General features: G+C 33.3%; 16 protein-coding genes. 2 read left to right on the top strand and 14 right to left on the bottom strand.

Going from position 1 to position 20,703, the window contains the following annotated elements; translation table 11 throughout:
- From fmt to ACSBO6_RS07065, 8 genes are all read right to left on the bottom strand, one after another.
- Positions 1-945 carry a methionyl-tRNA formyltransferase gene (fmt, locus tag ACSBO6_RS07100; protein ID WP_098848386.1) on the bottom strand — a complete coding sequence of 315 codons (945 nt, stop codon included), beginning with the start codon at positions 943-945 and terminating at the stop codon, positions 1-3.
- A gap of 8 nt (positions 946-953) precedes the next feature.
- On the bottom strand, positions 954-1,427 hold the full coding sequence (gene def / locus ACSBO6_RS07095; protein ID WP_098848387.1) for a peptide deformylase: 474 nt from the start codon (positions 1,425-1,427) through the stop codon (positions 954-956).
- A 595-nt stretch (positions 1,428-2,022) separates the two neighbouring features.
- Entirely contained in the window at positions 2,023-4,422 is a 2,400-nt protein-coding gene (gene priA, locus ACSBO6_RS07090; RefSeq protein ID WP_098846722.1) for a primosomal protein N', read from the bottom strand.
- A complete protein-coding gene (gene coaBC, locus ACSBO6_RS07085) occupies positions 4,419-5,624 on the bottom strand; it encodes a bifunctional phosphopantothenoylcysteine decarboxylase/phosphopantothenate--cysteine ligase CoaBC (protein ID WP_498844415.1) in 1,206 nt (401 codons plus the stop codon). The genes priA and coaBC overlap by 4 nt, the downstream gene beginning before the upstream one ends.
- A 338-nt stretch (positions 5,625-5,962) precedes the next feature.
- Positions 5,963-6,175: a DNA-directed RNA polymerase subunit omega gene (gene rpoZ / locus ACSBO6_RS07080; RefSeq protein WP_098846724.1), complete on the bottom strand. Its 213-nt coding sequence runs from the start codon at positions 6,173-6,175 to the stop codon at positions 5,963-5,965.
- Positions 6,176-6,178: 3 nt separating this feature from the next.
- Positions 6,179-6,796, bottom strand: coding sequence for a guanylate kinase (gene gmk / locus ACSBO6_RS07075; RefSeq protein WP_098846725.1), 618 nt, complete (start codon positions 6,794-6,796; stop codon positions 6,179-6,181).
- Positions 6,797-6,949: 153 nt separating this feature from the next.
- Complete coding sequence (locus tag ACSBO6_RS07070) at positions 6,950-7,819, bottom strand: YicC/YloC family endoribonuclease (protein ID WP_098846726.1); 870 nt, start codon at positions 7,817-7,819, stop codon at positions 6,950-6,952.
- A gap of 147 nt (positions 7,820-7,966) precedes the next feature.
- Positions 7,967-10,639, bottom strand: coding sequence for a calcium-translocating P-type ATPase, SERCA-type (locus tag ACSBO6_RS07065; RefSeq protein ID WP_098846727.1), 2,673 nt, complete (start codon positions 10,637-10,639; stop codon positions 7,967-7,969).
- A 321-nt stretch (positions 10,640-10,960) separates the two neighbouring features.
- Here ACSBO6_RS07065 and ACSBO6_RS07060 point away from each other — a divergent pair, with 321 nt between their 5' ends.
- Complete coding sequence (locus tag ACSBO6_RS07060) at positions 10,961-12,661, top strand: Rqc2 family fibronectin-binding protein (protein WP_498844414.1); 1,701 nt, start codon at positions 10,961-10,963, stop codon at positions 12,659-12,661.
- A gap of 65 nt (positions 12,662-12,726) precedes the next feature.
- On the opposite strand, the gene murI is transcribed toward ACSBO6_RS07060, so the two are convergent.
- Positions 12,727-13,500 (bottom strand): glutamate racemase, encoded by a 774-nt coding sequence (gene murI, locus ACSBO6_RS07055; protein WP_098846729.1) that lies wholly within the window; start codon positions 13,498-13,500, stop codon positions 12,727-12,729.
- A 246-nt stretch (positions 13,501-13,746) separates the two neighbouring features.
- Here murI and ACSBO6_RS07050 point away from each other — a divergent pair, with 246 nt between their 5' ends.
- The gene (locus ACSBO6_RS07050) at positions 13,747-14,376 is read left to right on the top strand and encodes an NUDIX hydrolase (protein ID WP_498844413.1); all 630 of its coding nucleotides are present in this window, start codon (positions 13,747-13,749) and stop codon (positions 14,374-14,376) included.
- A 63-nt stretch (positions 14,377-14,439) separates the two neighbouring features.
- Here ACSBO6_RS07050 and ACSBO6_RS07045 read toward each other — a convergent pair whose 3' ends face one another.
- The 5 genes from ACSBO6_RS07045 to ACSBO6_RS07025 form a co-directional block, all read right to left on the bottom strand.
- The gene (locus ACSBO6_RS07045; protein WP_498844412.1) at positions 14,440-15,456 is read right to left on the bottom strand and encodes a LacI family DNA-binding transcriptional regulator; all 1,017 of its coding nucleotides are present in this window, start codon (positions 15,454-15,456) and stop codon (positions 14,440-14,442) included.
- Positions 15,457-15,817: 361 nt separating this feature from the next.
- Positions 15,818-16,681, bottom strand: a complete 864-nt coding sequence (locus ACSBO6_RS07040; RefSeq protein ID WP_098846732.1) for a sugar ABC transporter permease — start codon at positions 16,679-16,681, stop codon at positions 15,818-15,820.
- Position 16,682: 1 nt separating this feature from the next.
- Positions 16,683-18,095 carry a carbohydrate ABC transporter permease gene (locus tag ACSBO6_RS07035; protein WP_498844411.1) on the bottom strand — a complete coding sequence of 471 codons (1,413 nt, stop codon included), beginning with the start codon at positions 18,093-18,095 and terminating at the stop codon, positions 16,683-16,685.
- Positions 18,096-18,247: 152 nt separating this feature from the next.
- A complete protein-coding gene (locus tag ACSBO6_RS07030; protein WP_498844410.1) occupies positions 18,248-19,585 on the bottom strand; it encodes a sugar ABC transporter substrate-binding protein in 1,338 nt (445 codons plus the stop codon).
- A gap of 287 nt (positions 19,586-19,872) precedes the next feature.
- Complete coding sequence (locus ACSBO6_RS07025) at positions 19,873-20,643, bottom strand: DUF1189 family protein (protein ID WP_498844409.1); 771 nt, start codon at positions 20,641-20,643, stop codon at positions 19,873-19,875.
- Positions 20,644-20,703 lie beyond the last annotated feature (60 nt).

Raw genomic sequence — 20,703 nt, 5'->3', positions numbered from 1 at the left:
TTATTCTCCTAACTTCATTCCGCGTTCAATAAATGAACCTGCACCATTAATATATTGCTTTGCTTCCATTCGCTTTTTACCAGCAGGTTGTAAATCTGTAATTTTGATGGCAGTATGATTACCTGTTGCTACTAATATGCCATCATTTAAAACATCAATTATTTCACCTGGTGTAGAATTTTGATTCGTATTTACTTTTTCACTCCACCAAACTTTTAAAACTTCTCCGTTTAATGTAGTATAAGCTACTGGCCAAGGGTGTAAACCTCTTACGTGATTATAAATCTCTTCACCAGTTTTTGACCAATTAATTTGTTCTTCCTCACGTTTAATATTTTTCGCAAAGCTTACTTTACTTTCATCTTGCTTAACTGGCGTAATTTCACCTTTTAATAATGGTGGGATTGTTTCTGAAAGTAAATTCGCACCAGCTATACTTAATTTATCGTGAAGAGTTCCAACGTGATCTTTTTCTTCAATTGGAACAACGACCTTGGCCAACATATCACCAGCATCTAATTTTTCAACCATATACATAATTGTTACACCAGTTTCACTCTTGCCTTGAATGATTGAATAGTGAATAGGAGCTCCACCTCGTAATTCTGGTAACAATGAAGCATGTACATTTATACAACCAAATTTAGGAGCATCAAGAATTTCTGAAGGAAGAATTTGTCCAAAAGCTGCAGTAACAATTAAATCTGGTTTCAACGCCAATACTTTTTCTGTTTCTTCTGGTTGTCTAATTTTTTCAGGTTGTAAAACTGGGATATTATGTTTTAAAGCCTCTACTTTAACAGGAGGAGGAGTTAACACTCTTTTTCGACCAACAGGGCGATCTGGCTGAGTTACTACTCCGACTACATCATATCCTTCTTCGATTAATCTTCTTAAAACAGGAACAGAAAAATCTGGTGTCCCCATAAAAACAATCTTTGTCATTTTATTGCCTACCCTTCTAATTCACTTTCTTCGTAGTATTTCGAGACTTTAGAAGTGAATAATACTCCATTTAAATGATCAATTTCATGTAAAAGTGCACGTGCTAAAAATCCACGTGCTTCTATAATAAAATATTTTCCACGTTTATTTTGTGCTTTTATTTTCGCATAGCTAGGTCTTGTTACATCACCATATAAATTAGGGAAACTTAAACAACCTTCAACATCAGTTTGCTCACCCTTTGTTTCCATTACGATTGGATTAATTAAATCAATTCTTCCATTCTCATCTTCAACATCAACAACAGCAACTTGTTGCAGAACCCCAACTTGTGGAGCTGCTAAGCCAACACCATCTGCTGCTAGCATTGTCTCATACATATTATTTAAAAGTTTTACTAAATTTTTATCAAATGTCGTCACTTTTTCACATGGTGTTTCAAGTACTTCATTTGGATATTCTACTATTTTTAATAAAGCCAATTTCACAACTCCTATCTTGATTGTTTGTTAAATTTATTTTCTTAAAACGTCATTTGTCTTATGCTTCTAGCGACTCTAGCAAACGCCTTCCGCTTTTCGAGTTGTCCAGCCCCAGGCGTTAGCCCCTCGAGGTCATAAGCCAAGGTCCGATAAAGGTAAAAACCAACCTTTTTCGGCCCTTGTCTTATGCTTGCCGGAGCTAACCAGTCGCCTCCACTTTTCGAGTTGTCCAGTTCCGGCTCCTAGCCCCTCGAGGTCATAAGCCAAAGCCCGATAAAGGTAAAAACCAACCTTTCTCGGTCTTTGTCTTATGCTTGTCGGGGCTGACCAGTCGCCTCCACTTTTCGAGTTGTCCAGTTCCGGCTCCTAGCCCCTCGAGGTCATAAGCCAAAGCCCGATAAAGGTAAAAACCAACCTTTCTCGGTCTTTGTCTTATGCTTGTCGGGGCTGACCAGTCGCCTCCACTTTTCGAGTTGTCCAGTTCCGGCTCCTAGCCCCTCGAGGTCATAAGCCAAAGCCCGATAAAGGTAAAAACCAACCTTTCTCGGTCTTTGTCTTATGCTTGTCGGGGCTGACCAGTCGCCTCCACTTTTCGTTACATAAACATAGTTGGTTGAAAGTCGATTGTTAGTTGTAGTTTTCCTTTGTCTATTTCGTCTTGGTAGTATTGTTGGATTTTGTTTAGTACGTCATAGAGTGCTGGTTCAGATTTGTATTTTATCACACATTGATATCGGAAATGGTCTTTTATTTTTGCAATTGGTGATGCTACTGGTCCGAGTATAATGGATTTTTCTGATAAGTATTCTCTTAGATAGCTTGCAATTTGTTCGCTTACTTTTACTGTTTTTATTAAATCATTATGAGCTATTGATATTAAAACTAAATAATAAAAAGGTGGATATCGAAATGAGCGTCTTATTTTCATTTCTTCTTCATAAAACGCAACATAGTTTTGTGTTTTAGCAAATTCGATACTATAATGCTCTGGTGAATAGGTTTGTACAACTACTTCACCTGGCTTTTCATGACGGCCAGCTCTTCCACTTACTTGTGTCAGTAAGCTAAACGTTCGCTCACTTGCTCTAAAATCTGGTAAATGTAGTGAACTATCTGCTGCTAAAACTCCAACTAATGTAACATTTGGAAAATCCAGTCCTTTTGCAATCATCTGTGTACCTAGTAAAATATCTGCCTCACCGTTCCCAAATTGCTTAAGCATTTTTTCGTGGGCACCTTTACGACTAGTCGTATCATTATCCATTCTAATGACTCGTGCCTCTGGATACGTTTTTGTAATAGCTTCCTCTACCTTTTGTGTTCCAGTTCCAAAAAATCGAATATGTTCGCTCTGGCACGATGGGCATTGTTTTGGCATATATGTTTCATATCCGCAATAATGACATTTTAGATGATGGTTATTCTTATGATAAGTTAATGAAACCTCACAATGGGGGCACTGAATTGTGTAACCACAATCCCTACACATTACAAACGAAGAATAGCCTCGACGGTTTAAAAATAAGATGATTTGTTCCTTCTTCTCTAATCGATCAATTATTTTTTCATGTAGTGCTGTAGAAAACATCGAACGATTACCGATTCTTAACTGCTCTCTCATATCGACTATTTCCACTTCAGGTAATGGACCTTGATTTACCCTTTTGGACATTGTATTTAGCTCATAAACCCCTTTATTTGCTCTGGCATATGATTCTAGTGTTGGAGTCGCACTTCCTAAAACGACCGGACAATGATGATATTCTCCTCTCCAAATTGCAATATCCCTTGCATGATATCTTGGATGTTCGTCTTGTTTATATGTCGTCTCGTGTTCTTCATCAATGATGATCATGCCAATATTTTCAAATGGAGCAAAGATTGCAGAACGGGCACCTACTACTACCTTAACTTCTTTTCTTTGAATCTTTCTCCATTCATCATATTTCTCACCGATCGATAGACCACTATGTAGAACTGCGACATCATTTCCGAATCTACTTTTAAAACGCCCTACAATCTGTGGGGTAAGTGAAATTTCTGGTACTAATACGATTGCTTCTTTCCCTTCAGATAGGACTTCTTGAATAGTTTGCAAATAAACTTCAGTCTTTCCACTTCCTGTTACTCCGTGTAAAAGATGAATCTTATTCTTTCTTTCCTGAAATGATGAAACAATTTGCTCAAATGCAGATTGTTGTTCTTCTATTAGTGGTAAAGGCTTAGAGAGTTCGATTTCCTTACCTTCATAAGGATCACGATAGACTTCTATTGTTTTAATTGAAACTACCTCGTTTTTCTCTAATGTCTTTATAGGCGAATCCGTAATGCCAAGACATTCTTTTAGCTCCTTCACACTTGTTTGACCATTCATACGTAAGTATTCAATAATGTCTTTTTGTTGTGGAGATTTGATCAAAGGTAATTCTTCGTCTAATACCTTTAATAGAGAAACTACACGTTCTGTTTTTTTATTGGCTTTATTTTTCACTTCATATTCAATTTCAAGCAGTCCTTCTTTTATTGCTCGTTGAACTAATGAAATTTTACTAACTAGACTTTCAACTTCAGTCCATTCTCTTCTTTTAACGACTGAAAATAGATTTGCTAATTCAGGAACTAATTGATTTAAAGCCTCATCAGATTTAACTTGAACATGTTTTTTATATACAGCTTTTATAGCAGTCGGAAGCATTGCTTGATATGCAGAAATGAAAAAACAAAGTGTTTTTTCAGATAGATAAGAACCTAAAAGAAGAAGCTCCTCTGTTAATACTGGCATGACATCAAGAACTTCTTCGATTTCTTTAACCTTCTCTAAATTAGTTGTTTCCTTTATAGACAAGACGAATCCTTGAACTTTCCTTGGTCCGAATGGAACAATTACTCGCATTCCAGGTTGTATTGCATCCTGCCATCTAGTTGGTATTTTATAATCAAAAGGACGGTCTGTTTGTCTGACTGATACATCAACTAAAACTGATGCGTATGTCATCTTTCTACCTCATTTAATAAGTGATGAACTTCAAGTAATATTTCTTCTGCTACTTCTTTTTTACTCATTTTAGGAAGTGGTTTAACTTCACCATTACGCTTAAATATGGTAACTATATTCGTATCAGTTCCAAAACCAGCCCCTTTTTTTGTTACATCATTGGCAACAATCATATCAGCATTTTTCTTTAAAAGTTTACTTTTTGCATACTCATCTATTTGGTCAGTTTCTGCAGCAAACCCTACTAATATTTGATGTGTTTTATGTTGACCTAAAGTTAATAGAATATCTTTTGTACGTTTAAAAGCAATTGACAGATCACCATCTGCTTTTTTCACTTTTTGGTCATAAGTAATCGAAGGGGTGTAATCAGCAACTGCAGCTGTTTTTATTACAACATCCGCCTCATGATAATAAGAGCAAATCGCTTCAAACATCTCCTTTGCAGATTCGATTTGGATAAATTTACAGCCTTTAGGTGGAGTTAAGTTAGTTGGTCCAGAAACTAAAATCACCTCTGCTCCTAAAGAAAGTGCAACTTCTGCGATACTATAGCCCATCTTTCCTGTTGAATGATTTGAAACAAAACGAACTGGATCAATTTTTTCAACTGTTGGACCGGCAGAAATAATGATTTTTTTACCTTTTAATAAACCAACATCTCTTTTAAAATATTCATTCACATATTGAACGATTTCTTCTGGCTCTGCTAATCTACCTTTTCCAACATAGCCACATGCTAAATATCCTTCATTTGGCTCAATAAATCGATGACCAATCTCTTTTAATATGTTCATATTCTTTTGTACAATCGGATGGTTATACATATTAACATTCATTGCAGGTGCGACCCAAACTGGTTTTGTTGCAGCCAGTAAAGTTGCCAAAATCATTTCATCCCCAAGACCATTTGCTAATTTTCCAATCGTATTAGCAGTTGCTGGAGCAACGATGATTAAATCAGGCCAGTCGCCTAAATCAATATGTGCAATTTTAGAACTATCTTTTTCATCAAAAGTATCTATATAAACATCATTTCTTGATAAAGCTTGAAACGTTAAAGGTGTCACAAATTTAGTTGCGGAAGGGCTCATCATTACTTTAACGTCATATCCTGCTTGTACTAATTTACTTGTAAGTGCTGCTGCTTTATAAACTGCAATTCCACCTGTAACACATAGGAGAATCTTTTTTTGTTCCACTCACCTTCACCCTTTCAAATTTTATTCTTTCTATGTAATATGTCAAAAAATAGGTCTTTTGGATGTTCTATGTCTAAGATACCACAAATATGTTTTAAATAAATGTTATAGACTTTTCTAAAAAAAGCTAAACAATGAGCTTAGTTGTCTGAATCTTGTTTCGAATACAGCGCTTTTCGCGGATCAACTACTCGGTTATTTTATCACAAAAATAAGACTGCCCCCATTTCTAATCACCACATAAACTTTTAGGAGAGGTGTTAAACACCACGTTGTCCTTTTTAGTCATATGGATAATTAGCAAATGTTTTGGGACAGCCTCATCACACAGTTAAATATTAATCTTCTTTAACATCTTCAAGTTTTCTATAAGATAATAATCCAGCATTAATTTCTTCTAATGCTTTTCCTACAAATTTATCAGATACAGGTTTTTCAACACGAATATCTTTATTTACTTGCATTTCGCGAGCACGCTTTGAAGCAACTGTTACTAGCGTATATTTTGAGTCTAATTTTGTTAATAAACGGTCAATCGAAGGATATAACATAGTTTATTCGGCCTCCATCATTCTTTTATAATAATTTGCAACTCGTTCACGTTTTAAATGTTCACTTAAAATAATTGCTTTAATACGTTCACAAGCTAAATCAACTTGATCATTTTCGACTACATAATCGTAAGCATCCATCATTTCAATTTCTTCTTTTGCTGCATTCATACGATTCATAATCACATCTTCAGTTTCTGTACCTCTTGTTACAATTCGATTTTGTAATTCTCTCATACTCGGAGGGGCTAAGAAAATAAAGATTCCTTCAGGAAAAGCTTTTTTTACTTGCAGGGCACCTTGAACTTCAATTTCCAGGAAAATGTCTTTTCCTTCGCTTAATGTTTTTTCAACATAATCAATTGGCGTTCCATAGTAATTACCTACAAACTCTGCCCACTCAAGAAACTTATCTTCATTTATTTTCTGTTTGAAATCTTCTTTTGATGTAAAGAAATAATCCACTCCATGTACTTCACCTTCACGAGGTTTTCTTGTCGTCATCGAAATACTATATTGAAGATCTAAATCCTTATTATCAAAAATAGCTTTACGCACCGTACCCTTACCTACTCCAGATGGACCAGAAAGTACGATTAATAAGCCTCTTTCATGCCTCATTTATGACCCTACCCTTCTAATTCTAGACAGTTTAATTTACTAAAGGTCAATCGCTCGTTACTTTTTTCGTGTGTCAGAGTCAATTAAAAAATTAATTAGTCTTCTAATTCACATTGTTACCGGACCTTTGCAACTATAAACAAATCTTTTACATTATTCAATATTTTGAACTTGCTCTCTAATTTTTTCAAGATTATTTTTAATTTCAACAACTTGTTTAGAAATATCTAATGAGTTTGCTTTCGAACCAATCGTATTCACTTCTCGATTCATTTCTTGTACGATAAAATCTAATTTTCTCCCGATTGATTCTTTTATTTGTAAAGTTTCATTAAACAATTCTAAATGACTAGTCAGTCGAACTAATTCTTCAGATATGTCACATCGATCTGCAAAGAGCATAATTTCTGTTAATAATCTTTGCTCATCAACCGTTGTTAATTCAGCTTCCGCTAATTTTGATTGAAGTTTTTCACGATAAGATTTCAAAACAAGTGGAGAATGAACAGTAATCTGTTTTTTACATTCTTCAATTGCTGATAATCTTTCTATTAAATCTTTTTTAAGTTGTCCACCTTCTTTGCACTTAACATCAAAAAATTGCTGACATGCATTTTCAGTAGTCGTTAATAATAATTCTTCAAAATTATCATTGATTTGTTCTACTTCACTTACAGTAGTAACTTCCGGTAGCTTTAATAAATCGATCGGATTATAAAAAGATTTACTTTCCGCTTCGCCCGAAAGATTTTCAATCGCTTTTTTATATTGTTGAATTAAGCCTTCATCTATTTGTAATGTACGTTGTAATAAGCCCTCAATTGTAACAAAAACCTCAACTCGGCCTCGACTAGTATACTTAGCTACAATTTTCTTAATTGCATCTTCATATGCTAATAATTGTCTTGGCATTCGAACGATTGTCTCTAAGTATCGATGATTCACTGCTTTCATTTCAATATGTATTTTGTACTGTTCATTTGACAAAATGGCTTTACCATACCCTGTCATACTTACGACCATTGTTCCACTTCCAATACACTAATTTTCTCTCTATTTTATTTCCCAAATTTCATTCAATATGTAAAAGAGAAAAGGTAATAGAGCATACCTCTACTACCTTAAGGAATTATAACATATTTTAAATTGGTTATCCATTTTGTTCGCAAATTATTTTTTCTTAGTAAATAATGCTCCTGCAAGCATAAAAGTTGGAATAGATGAAAGACCTCCAATTAAGAACCAATCTCTTGGCACGATTGGTATCGTTTTGAAAATAGGTTGTAATGGTGGGTAGTAAATAACTACTAGCATTAAAAGCATAGAAACGATAACTGCTCCAATTAAATATAAATTTCCAAATACGTTTCGATGGAAAATGGATCGCTCACTTCTACAATCAAACACATGAATTAATTGTGCTAATACTAATGTTGAAAATGCTACTGTTTGTGCATATTCTAGTTGATTTGGATGTTGATTGTACGAAATAATGAATGCTAATAGTGTGACAAATCCAATTAAGAACCCTCTTGAAATAATTTTCCATCCTAAACCTCTTGCAAAAATCCCTTCTGTTACCGAGCGAGGACTTCTTTTCATGACATCATCTTCAGCTGAATCAACACCTAATGCCATAGCTGGTAGTCCATCAGTCACTAGATTTACCCATAAAATTTGTACTGGAACAAGTGGTAGCGGTAAAGCTAATAACATCGCAAACAACATTACTAAAATTTCACCAACATTTGAAGCTAATAAATAACGAATAAATTTGCGAATATTACTATAAATATTGCGACCTTCTTTAATTGCTGATTTGATAGTGGCAAAATTATCGTCAAGTAATACTAAAGATGAAGCTTCCTTTGCTACATCTGTACCAGTAATCCCCATTGAAATACCAATATCCGCCGCTTTAATTGCTGGTGCATCATTTACACCATCACCAGTCATTGCAACAATATGTCCATTTGCTTGAAGGGCTTTTACAATTTTTAATTTATGTTCAGGCGATACTCTAGCAAACACAGCAGCATCCTCTACAAATTCTTGAATCTGCTCTATTGATAGTGCATCTAATTCTTTCCCTTCTACTACTCTACCATTATCTCTTAAGATTCCTAGTTTTCTAGCTATACTAGAAGCTGTTAATTTATGATCCCCAGTTATCATAACCGTTTTTATACCAGCTTCTTTACATTCTTGAACAGCTTGTGCAACTTCTGCTCTTGGTGGGTCAATCATCCCTTGTAAGCCAATAAAAGTTAAATCACTTTCGAGATCCCTTTCATCAATGATTGAATTTGATTTTAATGGTTTAAACGCAATCGCAATCGTACGGAGTGCATTATTTGCATAAGTTTCAATTATATTTTCTACTGCATTTTGTCTAAACGTATTTAATTGTTCTTCCCTTTCATGCCATAAAATTGTATTACATTTTGAAAGTAAGACGTCTGGTGCACCCTTTGTAATCACAAATTGTTCACCTGATCGATTTTTTACAACAACCGACATCATTTTCCGTGTACTATCAAAAGGAAGTTCATGTATTCTAGTAAAATTCGAATTTACGTATTCACGATCGATTCCAGCTTTATACCCTGCCACAACAATCGCGCCTTCAGTTGGATCACCATCTAATACAATTTCTTTTTTCTTTTGAATCAATTGTGCATCACTACAAATAGATCCGAATACAAGAGTTTGAAATAATTGTTTATTTAATGTTGGATTAATGGTTCTGTCTTTATTTGTAAACTCTCCATCAATTGCATAGCCATTTCCAGATACTTCATAACTCGCTCCACCCGACCAAATATTTGTAACAGTCATTTTATTTTCGGTCATTGTCCCTGTTTTGTCTGAACAAATGACTGAAGCACATCCTAATGTTTCAACCGCTTGAAGCTTTCGAACGATTGCTTTCTTTTTAATCATTCGTTGTACCCCAAGTGATAAAGCAACTGTTACAATCGCTGGCAAACCTTCTGGAATCGCAGCAACTGCAAGTGACACACCCGCTAAAAACATATGATATAATTCATTTCCTTGATAAACACCGATAAATACAACTAAAGCTGTTAAAAACAATGCTAGAATAATCAATATTTTACCTAATTGTTCTAATCGTCTTTGTAAAGGTGTAACAATGGTTTCTGTATTTTGAAGTAAATTTGCAATTTGCCCCATTGCTGTTTTCATTCCTGTCGAAACAACTACACCTTTCCCATTTCCACGCGTAACAAGTGTTCCCATAAAGCCCATATTATCTTGATCACCAATACCAATATCATCAGACTGAATTGATTCAAATCTTTTTTGAACCGGAACTGATTCACCTGTAAGCGCTGATTCTTCTATGTATAAACTTGATGCTTCGATTATGCGAATATCAGCACCAATCCGATCACCACTTGAAAACTTAATAATATCACCAACAACTAATTCCTTTGAAGGTAACTTAACAAATTGTCCATCGCGCAAAACATTTACTTGTGGAGCAGCCAATTCTTTCAAAGCTTCTAATGATTTTTCTGCTTTAGCTTCTTGAAAATATCCTAAAATCCCGTTAATTAATACAATTGCCAAAATCGCTACTGCATCTACTACTTCCTTTAAAAAGATTGATATAATCGTAGCGCCTAATAGAACAAATACCATAAAATCATTAAACTGATTTAAAAATAAAACGAGTTTGGAAGTTTTCTCTGATTCCCTTAATTCATTTGCCCCAAATGTTGCTCGCCTTTTCTTTACCTCCTCATCAGTTAAACCGGAGGATACATTTGTATTCGTTACTTGCACGACTTCTTCCGCTCTCATCCGATAAAAATTCATACCCGCGTTCACCCCTAATTAAACATTAGGTAAGTTGTCCCCCTTACCTCTTGATAAAAGCATATTCAGACTCGTCCAAATTAATGATATAATGATGAAAATAAATCTAGCTTTTAGCAACTGAAAATGTGACAAGACTAATCAAGATATTGTATGATTGAATTCGCTTTTAGAACGATCTTGATTGTTTAATATATGGATATGAAACAGTTTTTAAAATAGGTTGATTTAAGGGAAAGATTGAATGTAATACTGGAAGTTATTAGAAATTTTAGGATCAAAAATAAAAATAGTGTTTTTAAAGAGTAGGACGTGATACATATGTCTTTTGACGGACTTTTTACAGGAGCTATGACAAACGAAGTAGCTTCTAAATTAACAACTGGAAGAATATCAAAAATTGTACAACCTAGTAACTATGAGGTACTACTAACCGTGAGAGCAAATGGTGCCAATTACAAACTAATATTAAGCGCTCACCCTAGTTACGCAAGATTCCATTTTACAAATCAAAACTATGATACTCCATCAGAACCATCTATGTTTACAATGCTTTTAAGAAAACATCTAAATGGTGGCATCATTGAAAGCATTACACAATTAGAACATGAGCGAATCGTGAACATGAAAGTACGTAGTAGAAATGAAATTGGTGATGAACAATACCGAACATTGATCATTGAATTAATGGGTAGACATAGTAATATCATCTTAATTGATGAAGAACGACAAGTAATATTAGATAGCATAAAGCATGTACCGATGGCCGTTAATCGACATCGAATAGTACAACCTGGAGCTACTTATATTTCTCCACCTAAACAAGAAAAACATGATCCTTATAAAGTCACTTCCAAAGAGGAGTTTAATCAACTTATAACTCAAAGTGACAAATCACCGTCCGAAGCAATTGTTCAACATTTCTCCGGAATCTCTCCATTACTCGCAAATGAAATTGTCTATAAAGGAAAAGAGGATTTGTATAAATCGTTTAAAACAATCATGAATGAAATACAATTAAAAAAGTTTACTCCTTCACTTTTCCGCTTAGAATCGAGAGAAATGTTTTATTTCATTAATTTATCTCACTTACAAGCCGAACAAACTGTTTTCGACAGCTTAAGTGAGCTATTAGATGTTTTTTACTTTGGTAAAGCTGAACGTGACCGAGTAAAACAACAAAGCGGAGACTTAGAAAAACTGTTACAAAATGAACTGACAAAAAATAAGAAAAAAATTAAAAAATTACTTAAAAGTCTTGAAGATACCGATAAAGCAGATAAAATTCAGTTACAAGGCGAATTACTTACAGCAAATATGTTTGCAATACAAAAAGGTATGAAAGAAATTGAAGTCATAAATTACTATGACGAAAATGGTGCCAAAATGGTTATTCCTTTATCGCCATTAAAAACACCTTCTGAAAATGCACAAGCTTATTTCACCAAATATACTAAGCTTAAAAATTCAGTCGCACATATCGAAGAACAAATTAAATTAACGACAGAAGAAAATGATTATTTAGAGACAGTTATTCAGCAAATTGAATCTGCTTCACCACGTGATTTAGAAGAAATTAGAGAAGAACTAGTAGAGACGGGTTATATTAGGAAGAAAAAATCGAAAAAAGCCCAAAAATCAAACAAACAAAAAGTCACATTAGATGAATACATCTCAACTACTGGTGAACAATTATTAGTCGGTAAAAATAATAAACAAAATGATTATTTAACAAATAAACTTGCAAGTAGAGACGAACTTTGGTTTCATACAAAAGATATCCCGGGTTCTCATGTTGTCATTCGTGCTAAGGATCCAAGTGAAATTGCGATTAAAGAAGCAGCTATTATTGCTGCATATTTTAGTAAAGCACGTCAATCAAGCTCGGTGCCAGTTGATTACACACAAATTCGCAATGTAAAAAAACCAAATGGTTCCAAACCAGGTTTTGTCATATACGAACAAAACAATACAGTGTATGTAACACCTGATGAAGAACTTGTTTTAAAACTGAAGAAATAATAAAAATGGTGCCTATTAACGGGCACCATTTTTCACGTTATAGAAGACTAAATCTAGCTTATCTTTTATCTCTCATTCTGCAAGTAGCTTAACGCCTCTTTTGTCTTCTCAATATATTCTATGTCATTATTTGAACACATAAACTTGACATTTGTTTGACCAGTTTCATTTAATTGGCCATTTTCTCCAAGAAGCTGGATTAATCGTTTGACAGTTCCATTACTTCCATCAACAATTCGAACATCTTCAGGTAAAATCTTTTTTAGGATATTTTTATAAAATGGATAATGAGTACACCCTAAAACAATGGTTCCATATTGCTCAATATTAAATAATGAAAGTTTACTTTTAAAATAATCAATCATAAAATTTTCATTAAAATTTAATTCCTCACAATAATGAACTAGTTCTGGTAAAGGCAATGAATCAACAATACTTAGATCGTCCACCCTTGAAATAAGCTCATTATACTTTTTTTGCTTTAACGTAAGTGGAGTCGCAAAAACTAATACTCTCTTACCAGTTGTTCTGTTCATTTCAACAGCTGGTTTTACAGCCGGTTCCATTCCGATAATCGGAAAATCATACATTTCTCTCAATTCATTTACTGCTATACTAGTAGCCGTATTACATGCAATGACAAGTGCTTTCACATCTTCTTTAATAATCATTTCTACAGACTTTTTTACAAATGCACTTACTTCTTCCTTCGACTTTGTACCATAAGGAACGTGAAGCGTATCAGCAAAATATAAAAAATCTTCATTTGGTAATTTTTTCAGTGCCTCATTTAAGACAGTTAACCCACCAATTCCCGAGTCAAAAAAAGCTATTCTCATTTCAATTCACCTAATAATTTTAATTTAATGAAGTCATCTGTGAAAATGTCTACAAATCATTATACACCAGACAAACTTTTACAAATATATAATACTAAATTAACCTAATTATGGATGAATGTAAACTTTTCAGAAAATAGTTAACTCATGAACATGCCATTCGTCATACATGTTATACTTCAACTGATAAATTTTTTTATAATGAAGTACAAGGATCATAGATCAAATAACAAGGTGGTTAGTAAAATGGTAGAAGAATTACTTAAAATTTTTGATGAATCTGGTAATCATATAGGAGAAGCCCCACGGAGTGAAGTACATAAAAAGGGATTATGGCACGAAACATTTCATTGCTGGTTACTAAGTATAGTAGATAACCAAGCTTCAATCTATTTTCAAATCCGTAGTCATCAAAAAAAGGATTATCCGAATTTATTTGATATAACTGCAGCTGGTCATTTATTATCTACTGAAACTGTTCAAGATGGATTAAGAGAAGTAAAAGAAGAACTTGGAATTGAAGTAAAAATGGAAGATGTAATCCCACTTGGCACCATTAAAAATTCAATCATTTTAGATACTATTATTGATCGTGAATTGAGTCATGTTTTTTTACTAAAAAGCGAAAAACCTTTTACAGATTTCCACCTACAAAAAGAAGAAGTTTCAGGTATAGTCAAAGCTGATTTTAATCAATTTTATCAATTCGCACATGGATTAAAAGATACAGTAGAAGTTGTTGGTTTTCAAATGACTGAAACAGATGAAAAAATTCCAATTCAAAAATCAGTAGATAAAAATCAGTTTGTTTCACACGAAAGTAACTATCTTTTAGATGTTGTTGAATTAATAAAAAATCACATACATAGTGAATGAACACTGATTTGAATGAAAAAAGGACTATCAGACAGTCCTTTTCATACTCTTGAAATGAATTTTTTAACTCATACTAGATTGTCTTTCGATAATTCGATATGGTACGACGACACTTTTTGAAAGTGAGTCATTTGATTGGATTTTTTCAATTACTAATTTAGTCGCTTCATTGCCTAGTTGAAAAATGTTAACGTCTACTGATGAAAGACTTGGAGTTGCTAGTTTTGTGAATACTAAGTTATTAAAGCTAATAATTGAAATCTCATCAGGTACTTGTATACCTTGTTCTGCAAGCGAACTCAATATTCCAAGAGCTATAATATCGTCTGCAGCTACAATTGCTGTTGGTGGATTTTTTAGAGACATTAAATGATCAATCGATACTTTTCCGCTTTCGAATAAGAAATCATCATGGAAAATGTATTCATTAGAAAGCGGTAAGCCCGCTAATTTCATTGCGTCACAATACCCGTTTAATCGATCTTGAGTGACAAGAAATTTTCTACTTCCACCAACAAACGCAATTTTCGTATGACCTTTTCGAATAAACATATCTGTTACTTCTCTAGCGGCACCATAGTTGTCATTATTAATATAAGTAATTCTTTCAACATTTTGATATGGTTTTCCTACAAGTACAAACGGAAATTCCTGGTCTAATAAATACTGAATAATTGGATCATTTTCACGTGAATAAAGTAAAATAATACCATCTACACGTTTACCCATTACCATTTTTTTAACTGCTTCAAGAATTTGATCTTCCGTTTCACCAGTTGAAATTAGAAGGGAATAATCTTTAATATGAGCAGTAGAACTAATCCCCCTAATCACTTCAGGGAAAAAAGGATTTTGAAATGCCTTACTTGCTGAACTAGGCATGACAATACCTAATGTTTGAGATGATTTATTTGCTAAATTTCTTGCGTTTATATTTGGGTGATACCTTAACTCTTCCATAATTCTTTTTACTTTTCTTTTTGTACGCTCACTAATAAGTGGACTATCTGAAATTACTCGAGAAACAGTAGAAGGTGCAACACCAGCTGCTTTTGCTACCTCATGTATTGTAATGCCCATCCTAATAACCTCATTTCTAGCTCGAACTTTCATTAAAATATCATTAAGTAAGATACACTAATGATACCATTTACAGAGTCAAAAAAGTCTAACTACAACTACTTTATTTTTGATTTTCAAGAATAATTGTTCCATACCCTTTTATGATCACTCTTGAATGATGAATGGAAGCGTTATTCATGAATAAATTACTCTTTTATGTAAAGCTTAATTACTTTTTTGCATCGATATTATGTTCCCACTTTGATTTGAACAACCGAAAAGAAAAAAGATGCAACATAAAGAGAAACAAGTATATTAATTGTTTTGATTATCTCTTTTGAAAAAAAAGAGTGAGATGCAAGACCCCACTCTTTTTGTATTAACCTTTATTCGCTCCAGCAGTGACGCCTTGGATGACATATTTTTGAAGTACTACATATAGAATTGTGATTGGTACTGCTACTAACACTGCACCTGCTGCGAACATTGTAAAATTCTGATTCGTCTGTCCTTTAATTAAATCAAACAGGCCAATGGCAAGTGTTTTCTTTTCATTTGAGCTAATTAATAAACGTGGCAGAATAAAATCCATCCATGGGACCATAAATTGGGTTAATGCAACAAAAGTTAAAATTGGTTTTGATAATGGTAAAATAATTTTTAAGAACACTTGTGTTTTAGTTGCTCCATCAATCATCGCTGATTCATCAAGTGACTTTGGAACAGCTCCTAGATACCCCTTTATTAACCACGTATTAAAAGGAATTTGTCCAGCTGCATAAACTAAAACTAGTCCTAAGTGATTATCTAATAGTCCAAAGTTTAAAAATAAGATATAAATAGCAATCATCCCCATAAAAGAAGGGAACATTTGAAGAACTAGCATTGCAATCATACCAAATTTTTTTCCTTTAAATTTATAACGAGAAAAGACATATGCAGCTGATGTTGATAAAAATATTGAAAGAACCATATTAATTAAAGCAATTTTTAATGTATTCCAATACCATAGAGAAAATTTCGTCTTCTCAAATAATTCTTGATAATGGATAATTGTTGGATTTTTTGGTAAAGGTGTTGCATTGGCGAGTCCAGTTGATTCACCGAACGATGATCCTAGTATCCAAATAATTGGAAACAAAACAACTAGAGCAACTAAAGTTAATAATAGATAAATTAAAGTAGTTAATAATCCTTTTCCAAAGTTTAATCTTTTTCTATTTAATTGTGTAATAGTAGACATTTTACTCCTCCTCTTTAAATTGCTTTGTACGAGTAAAGTTCCACGCAGAAATTGATCCAATAACTAAAAATATTAGAATCGACATAACAGATGCCATATTATACATACGATTATCAAGAGTCAATTTGTAAATCCATGTTATAAGAATATCAGTAGAACCTGCAAATTGATAATTCGGATTTGTTGGTCCACCTTCAGTTAAAAAATAAATGACATTGAAGTTATTAAAATTCATTGCAAATGACATAATTAACAATGGTGCTGTTGCTGCTATTATTAAGGGGAACGTAATTTTCCAGAATTCCTGAGATTTTGAAGCCCCATCTATTTTAGCAGCTTCATATATTTCTTTATCTAAGCTAGTCATTACCCCTGTCATTAATGCCATAAAGTATGGAAATCCTAGCCATAAATTAATAACAATAATTGTTATACGAGCTAAATTAGGGTGGTTAGAATCTGTAAACCAATTAATTCGTTCATCTGTCAAACCAATATTGACTAAAAATTGTGAGATTGGTCCGAATTGACCGTTAAACAATGTTTTGAATACAAGAAGAGAAATCATGCTTGGAATCGCCCAAGGTAAAATAAAGATTGTACGCCAGAATTTCTTACCTTTTACTAGACTACTATTTATGACTACTGCCATGAATAAACCACCAAAGAAACATGTAGCAGTAGAAAGAATTGCCCAAACAAACGTCCAAGTAAATACTCCTGTAAATGTATGAGTCCAAATTGGTAGGCTAAATAAATTGATAAAATTCTCTAATCCAACCCAGTTTACTAATTTAGTAGGCGGCAAGTGAAATTTATTATAATCTGTAAAAGCAATTAATATTCCAAAGATAATTGGCATTAAAGATATAAATGTTAGCATAATAATCGATGGTATTAATACAATAAATTCAAACATTCCATCCCATAAATCCGTAAGATATTCTTTAGAAGTTTGCAGTATATTTGTTTCATTAAATATCTTTCTTACTTTATAAGCATCTTTAATATTCCAATAATAGATTCCTAGAAGAATAGAAATTAAAATGAACGATATTATTCCATTTATTAGTAGTACAATTGAGTGATCTCCTTCAGTTAATCCTGTAATTCCCATCGTACGGGGCTGTGTACCTAACGTCACTAATCCCCATAACCCTTTAATAAAAAAACCACCATTTTCTCTTAAATAATACCCCTCTGAAAGATTAGTGTAATGACCTGTTAAAACTTCAATGGCTAAAACTAGTATTTGAATTGTAAAAAAGAACATACCTTTTAAATATTGTTTATTGACTACTTGTCCTAATCCCCAAATCAAAACTGAGAGAATGGCAGATAGTGATGGGTTCATTTTATTCGATTCTTTATTAGGTAAATTAGGCTGATGTTCCAGAACTCTAGCCGCTTCCATGCTTATATCTCCCCCTCTCGCACCAAAATTCGGCACTAAAATCTTCATAATAATTTTTCATTATCTCAAATGATGCAAATTTTCGAAATCGCTTGCATAATTAGTTGATAATACAGCCTCTCATTTTGTTTGAGAGGCTGCATGTTAATGCATTATTTTTTACCTGCTTGTAAAGCTTCGTAATCTTCAACTGCTTTCTTTTGAGCAGCTTCCGGAGACATTAAGCCATCCCATACATTAACAATCATGTTTTTAGCAGGATCCCACCAGTTAGCCATTTCAGGAATTGAAGGCATCGGTTTTGAGAATGCAGCTTGAGCTGCAACTCCTTTAAGCAATTCATCTTTGCCTAAACCAGTAACTTCACTTGCATATTGTTCCTTAAGAGCTGGTAATTTCCCAGTTGTTTTATAAAGAACTTCAGCGCCTTCTTTAGAACCTAAGAACATTGCAAATATACGCGCAGCCGCTGGATGTTTAGAATAAGAAGATACGTTTGCAATTTGGTTACCTGAGAACGTTATTGGTTGGTTACCATTAATTTTTGGAAGTTTAGCAATTCCAAATTCAAATTTATTTTTGTCAGCACCTTTTTGCACATCAGCAATTGCCCAAGGACCAGTAATTAAGAATGGTGTTTTTCCTTTAGCAAATTCAAGAGTTGTTGTATCATTTGTAGCATCAGCTGAGTTTACATCCCAGATTTGACGTGCAGCTTTTAAAGACTCAAGAGCCGCTTTTGCTTCTGATGAATCAAAGCCAATTTGAGATGCATCTTTACCATCCTTACCAAATAAGTCATAACCATATGAAGATAAGAAGAAATAGCTCGTGTAAGAATTTCCTGCTTCCCAACGAATTGTCCATTGATTTTTCTTTTTGTCATTATATGTATTAGCTAATTCAGTAATTTGATCCCACTCTGTAGGAGCAGTGTCTGAACCTGTTAATTGTTTTAATAATGTTTTGTTATAGAATAGTGCAACCGATTCCGTCGAAATTGGCACGCCGTATGCTTGATCGTCTTTCATCACTGTTCCAACAGAAGCATCTAAGAAATGATCTTTAATTTGATCAGTGTATCGTCCCATCGGACCAATAATTGCTGATTCTAAAGATGCACCGATCCCATCATGAGGTTGAACAAAAACATCTGCACCTAAACCAGCTTCACCATCAAGTTCCATTTTTGCACGAGTATCTACAGCACCAACTTTTTCATACTCAATTTTTACTTTTGGATACTTAGCATTAAACGCTTGAATGATACCGTTTGCATAATCATCGTTATCTAGCCAGACTTTTAATGGTTCTTTACCATTCAGTACATCCTTTTCCATCTTGTAACCTTTTGCTTGTTCGTCCCATGGAAGGTCGTCTTTCTTTTCTTTTGCAGTATTTGCAGTTTCCTTTGAAGTACCACAACCTGTTAATGCACCTAAACTTAAACTTACTGTCGCAAATACAGCAAACATCGATTTTAGCTTCATTTTGGTTTCCCCCTTACAAGATTTTTTCATAAAATATAGCAAGCGTTTTCACAACTTTATAATAATCTACTACTATTTTATTGTCAAACTATTTTGTATATTTAAACTATTTTTTAAAAAAGTTTAATTCCAAATGCTCATATCTAGCTTTTTACCTAGTTTTACATCTAAACAATAGATCAGTAGAGTAATCCTACTAAATCTCCACTCCTAACTATTCTTTAGAACTCTAGTTTTTCAAACAAAAAAGAGAGACCTGTTGTAGTCTCCCTTCCTACTTAAAGCCTTTACGCTACTCTATTATATTTTCTGTAGATGTAATAACTAAATAATATAAAACCGAAGTTAAATATTATATATACAAAAGCCATTGAGATCATTGTTCCAACGATTAAAGCAAATATTGCTGGTACCGTAGCTGAATAAGCTAGAAACGAAAAAAATTTTTTATAAGTCAATTTATTTGAATTTCCAATATTAAATAACAAAGACATCAAAGCCACAATAGCGATAAATATGATATTTGTAATAATCGTAATTGGATATAAAAGTTGCATTACCATTGCAACTGCTTGCATTTTCACGCTTGAAACAACTCCGGTAAATAATTGATTATAATTTTGTAGATTAAATACATCAACTAATTGACTATTATATCCTCCATATAAATCAAATCCTAAAACATTCACATGGATGTGTGTTTTTCCTAAGATTATTGTTGTCTTCTCTTTATCATTTATGACAAATTGATCATTAGGATCTATTACAAGACGTTGGTTTTTATTATCTATTATTCTCGTTTTTTCAATAGAACAAGTCAAATTTTTATTAAAAGTACAATTCGGAACTTCATTTTGCCATCCTTTATTTTCGTAAAACGGTGCGAATACTCTTTCACTTAATCTCTCCGAATCTGTTTGTACAATTTGGAAAACTAGTGGAAATGCAATTAGTGAGCCTACTAAGATACATTGAATAAAAACAAATATTAGTTTATTATCTTTTGATCCATATATACCTTTTAAACTAAAGCGGTTATTATAAAAGCGTCTAATCAATTTTTCATCTCCTATAAATTAACTTTTCTTTTAGACTCTAACACACATTCCACATTTATT

The organism is Bacillus sp. AL-1R, from assembly GCF_052180195.1.
Lineage (GTDB): Bacteria > Bacillota > Bacilli > Bacillales > Bacillaceae_G > Gottfriedia.
The sequence above is the reverse complement of the archived record's forward strand: the minus strand, read 5'-3'. Positions and strand labels throughout refer to the sequence as shown.

What these genes read in the sequence shown, in the direction of transcription:
- ACSBO6_RS07070 (WP_098846726.1), bottom strand. Translation starts at nt 7,819, where the DNA reads ATGGTCGTAAGTATGACAGGGTATGGTAAAGCCATTTTGTCAAATGAA.
- ACSBO6_RS07065 (WP_098846727.1), bottom strand. Translation starts at nt 10,639, where the DNA reads ATGAATTTTTATCGGATGAGAGCGGAAGAAGTCGTGCAAGTAACGAAT.
- ACSBO6_RS07030 (WP_498844410.1), bottom strand. Translation starts at nt 19,585, where the DNA reads ATGAAGCTAAAATCGATGTTTGCTGTATTTGCGACAGTAAGTTTAAGT.
- priA (WP_098846722.1), bottom strand. Translation starts at nt 4,422, where the DNA reads ATGACATACGCATCAGTTTTAGTTGATGTATCAGTCAGACAAACAGAC.
- murI (WP_098846729.1), bottom strand. Translation starts at nt 13,500, where the DNA reads ATGAGAATAGCTTTTTTTGACTCGGGAATTGGTGGGTTAACTGTCTTA.
- ACSBO6_RS07050 (WP_498844413.1), top strand. Translation starts at nt 13,747, where the DNA reads ATGGTAGAAGAATTACTTAAAATTTTTGATGAATCTGGTAATCATATA.
- ACSBO6_RS07060 (WP_498844414.1), top strand. Translation starts at nt 10,961, where the DNA reads ATGTCTTTTGACGGACTTTTTACAGGAGCTATGACAAACGAAGTAGCT.
- gmk (WP_098846725.1), bottom strand. Translation starts at nt 6,796, where the DNA reads ATGAGGCATGAAAGAGGCTTATTAATCGTACTTTCTGGTCCATCTGGA.
- ACSBO6_RS07045 (WP_498844412.1), bottom strand. Translation starts at nt 15,456, where the DNA reads ATGGGCATTACAATACATGAGGTAGCAAAAGCAGCTGGTGTTGCACCT.
- ACSBO6_RS07040 (WP_098846732.1), bottom strand. Translation starts at nt 16,681, where the DNA reads ATGTCTACTATTACACAATTAAATAGAAAAAGATTAAACTTTGGAAAA.
- ACSBO6_RS07035 (WP_498844411.1), bottom strand. Translation starts at nt 18,095, where the DNA reads ATGGAAGCGGCTAGAGTTCTGGAACATCAGCCTAATTTACCTAATAAA.
- rpoZ (WP_098846724.1), bottom strand. Translation starts at nt 6,175, where the DNA reads ATGTTATATCCTTCGATTGACCGTTTATTAACAAAATTAGACTCAAAA.
- fmt (WP_098848386.1), bottom strand. Translation starts at nt 945, where the DNA reads ATGACAAAGATTGTTTTTATGGGGACACCAGATTTTTCTGTTCCTGTT.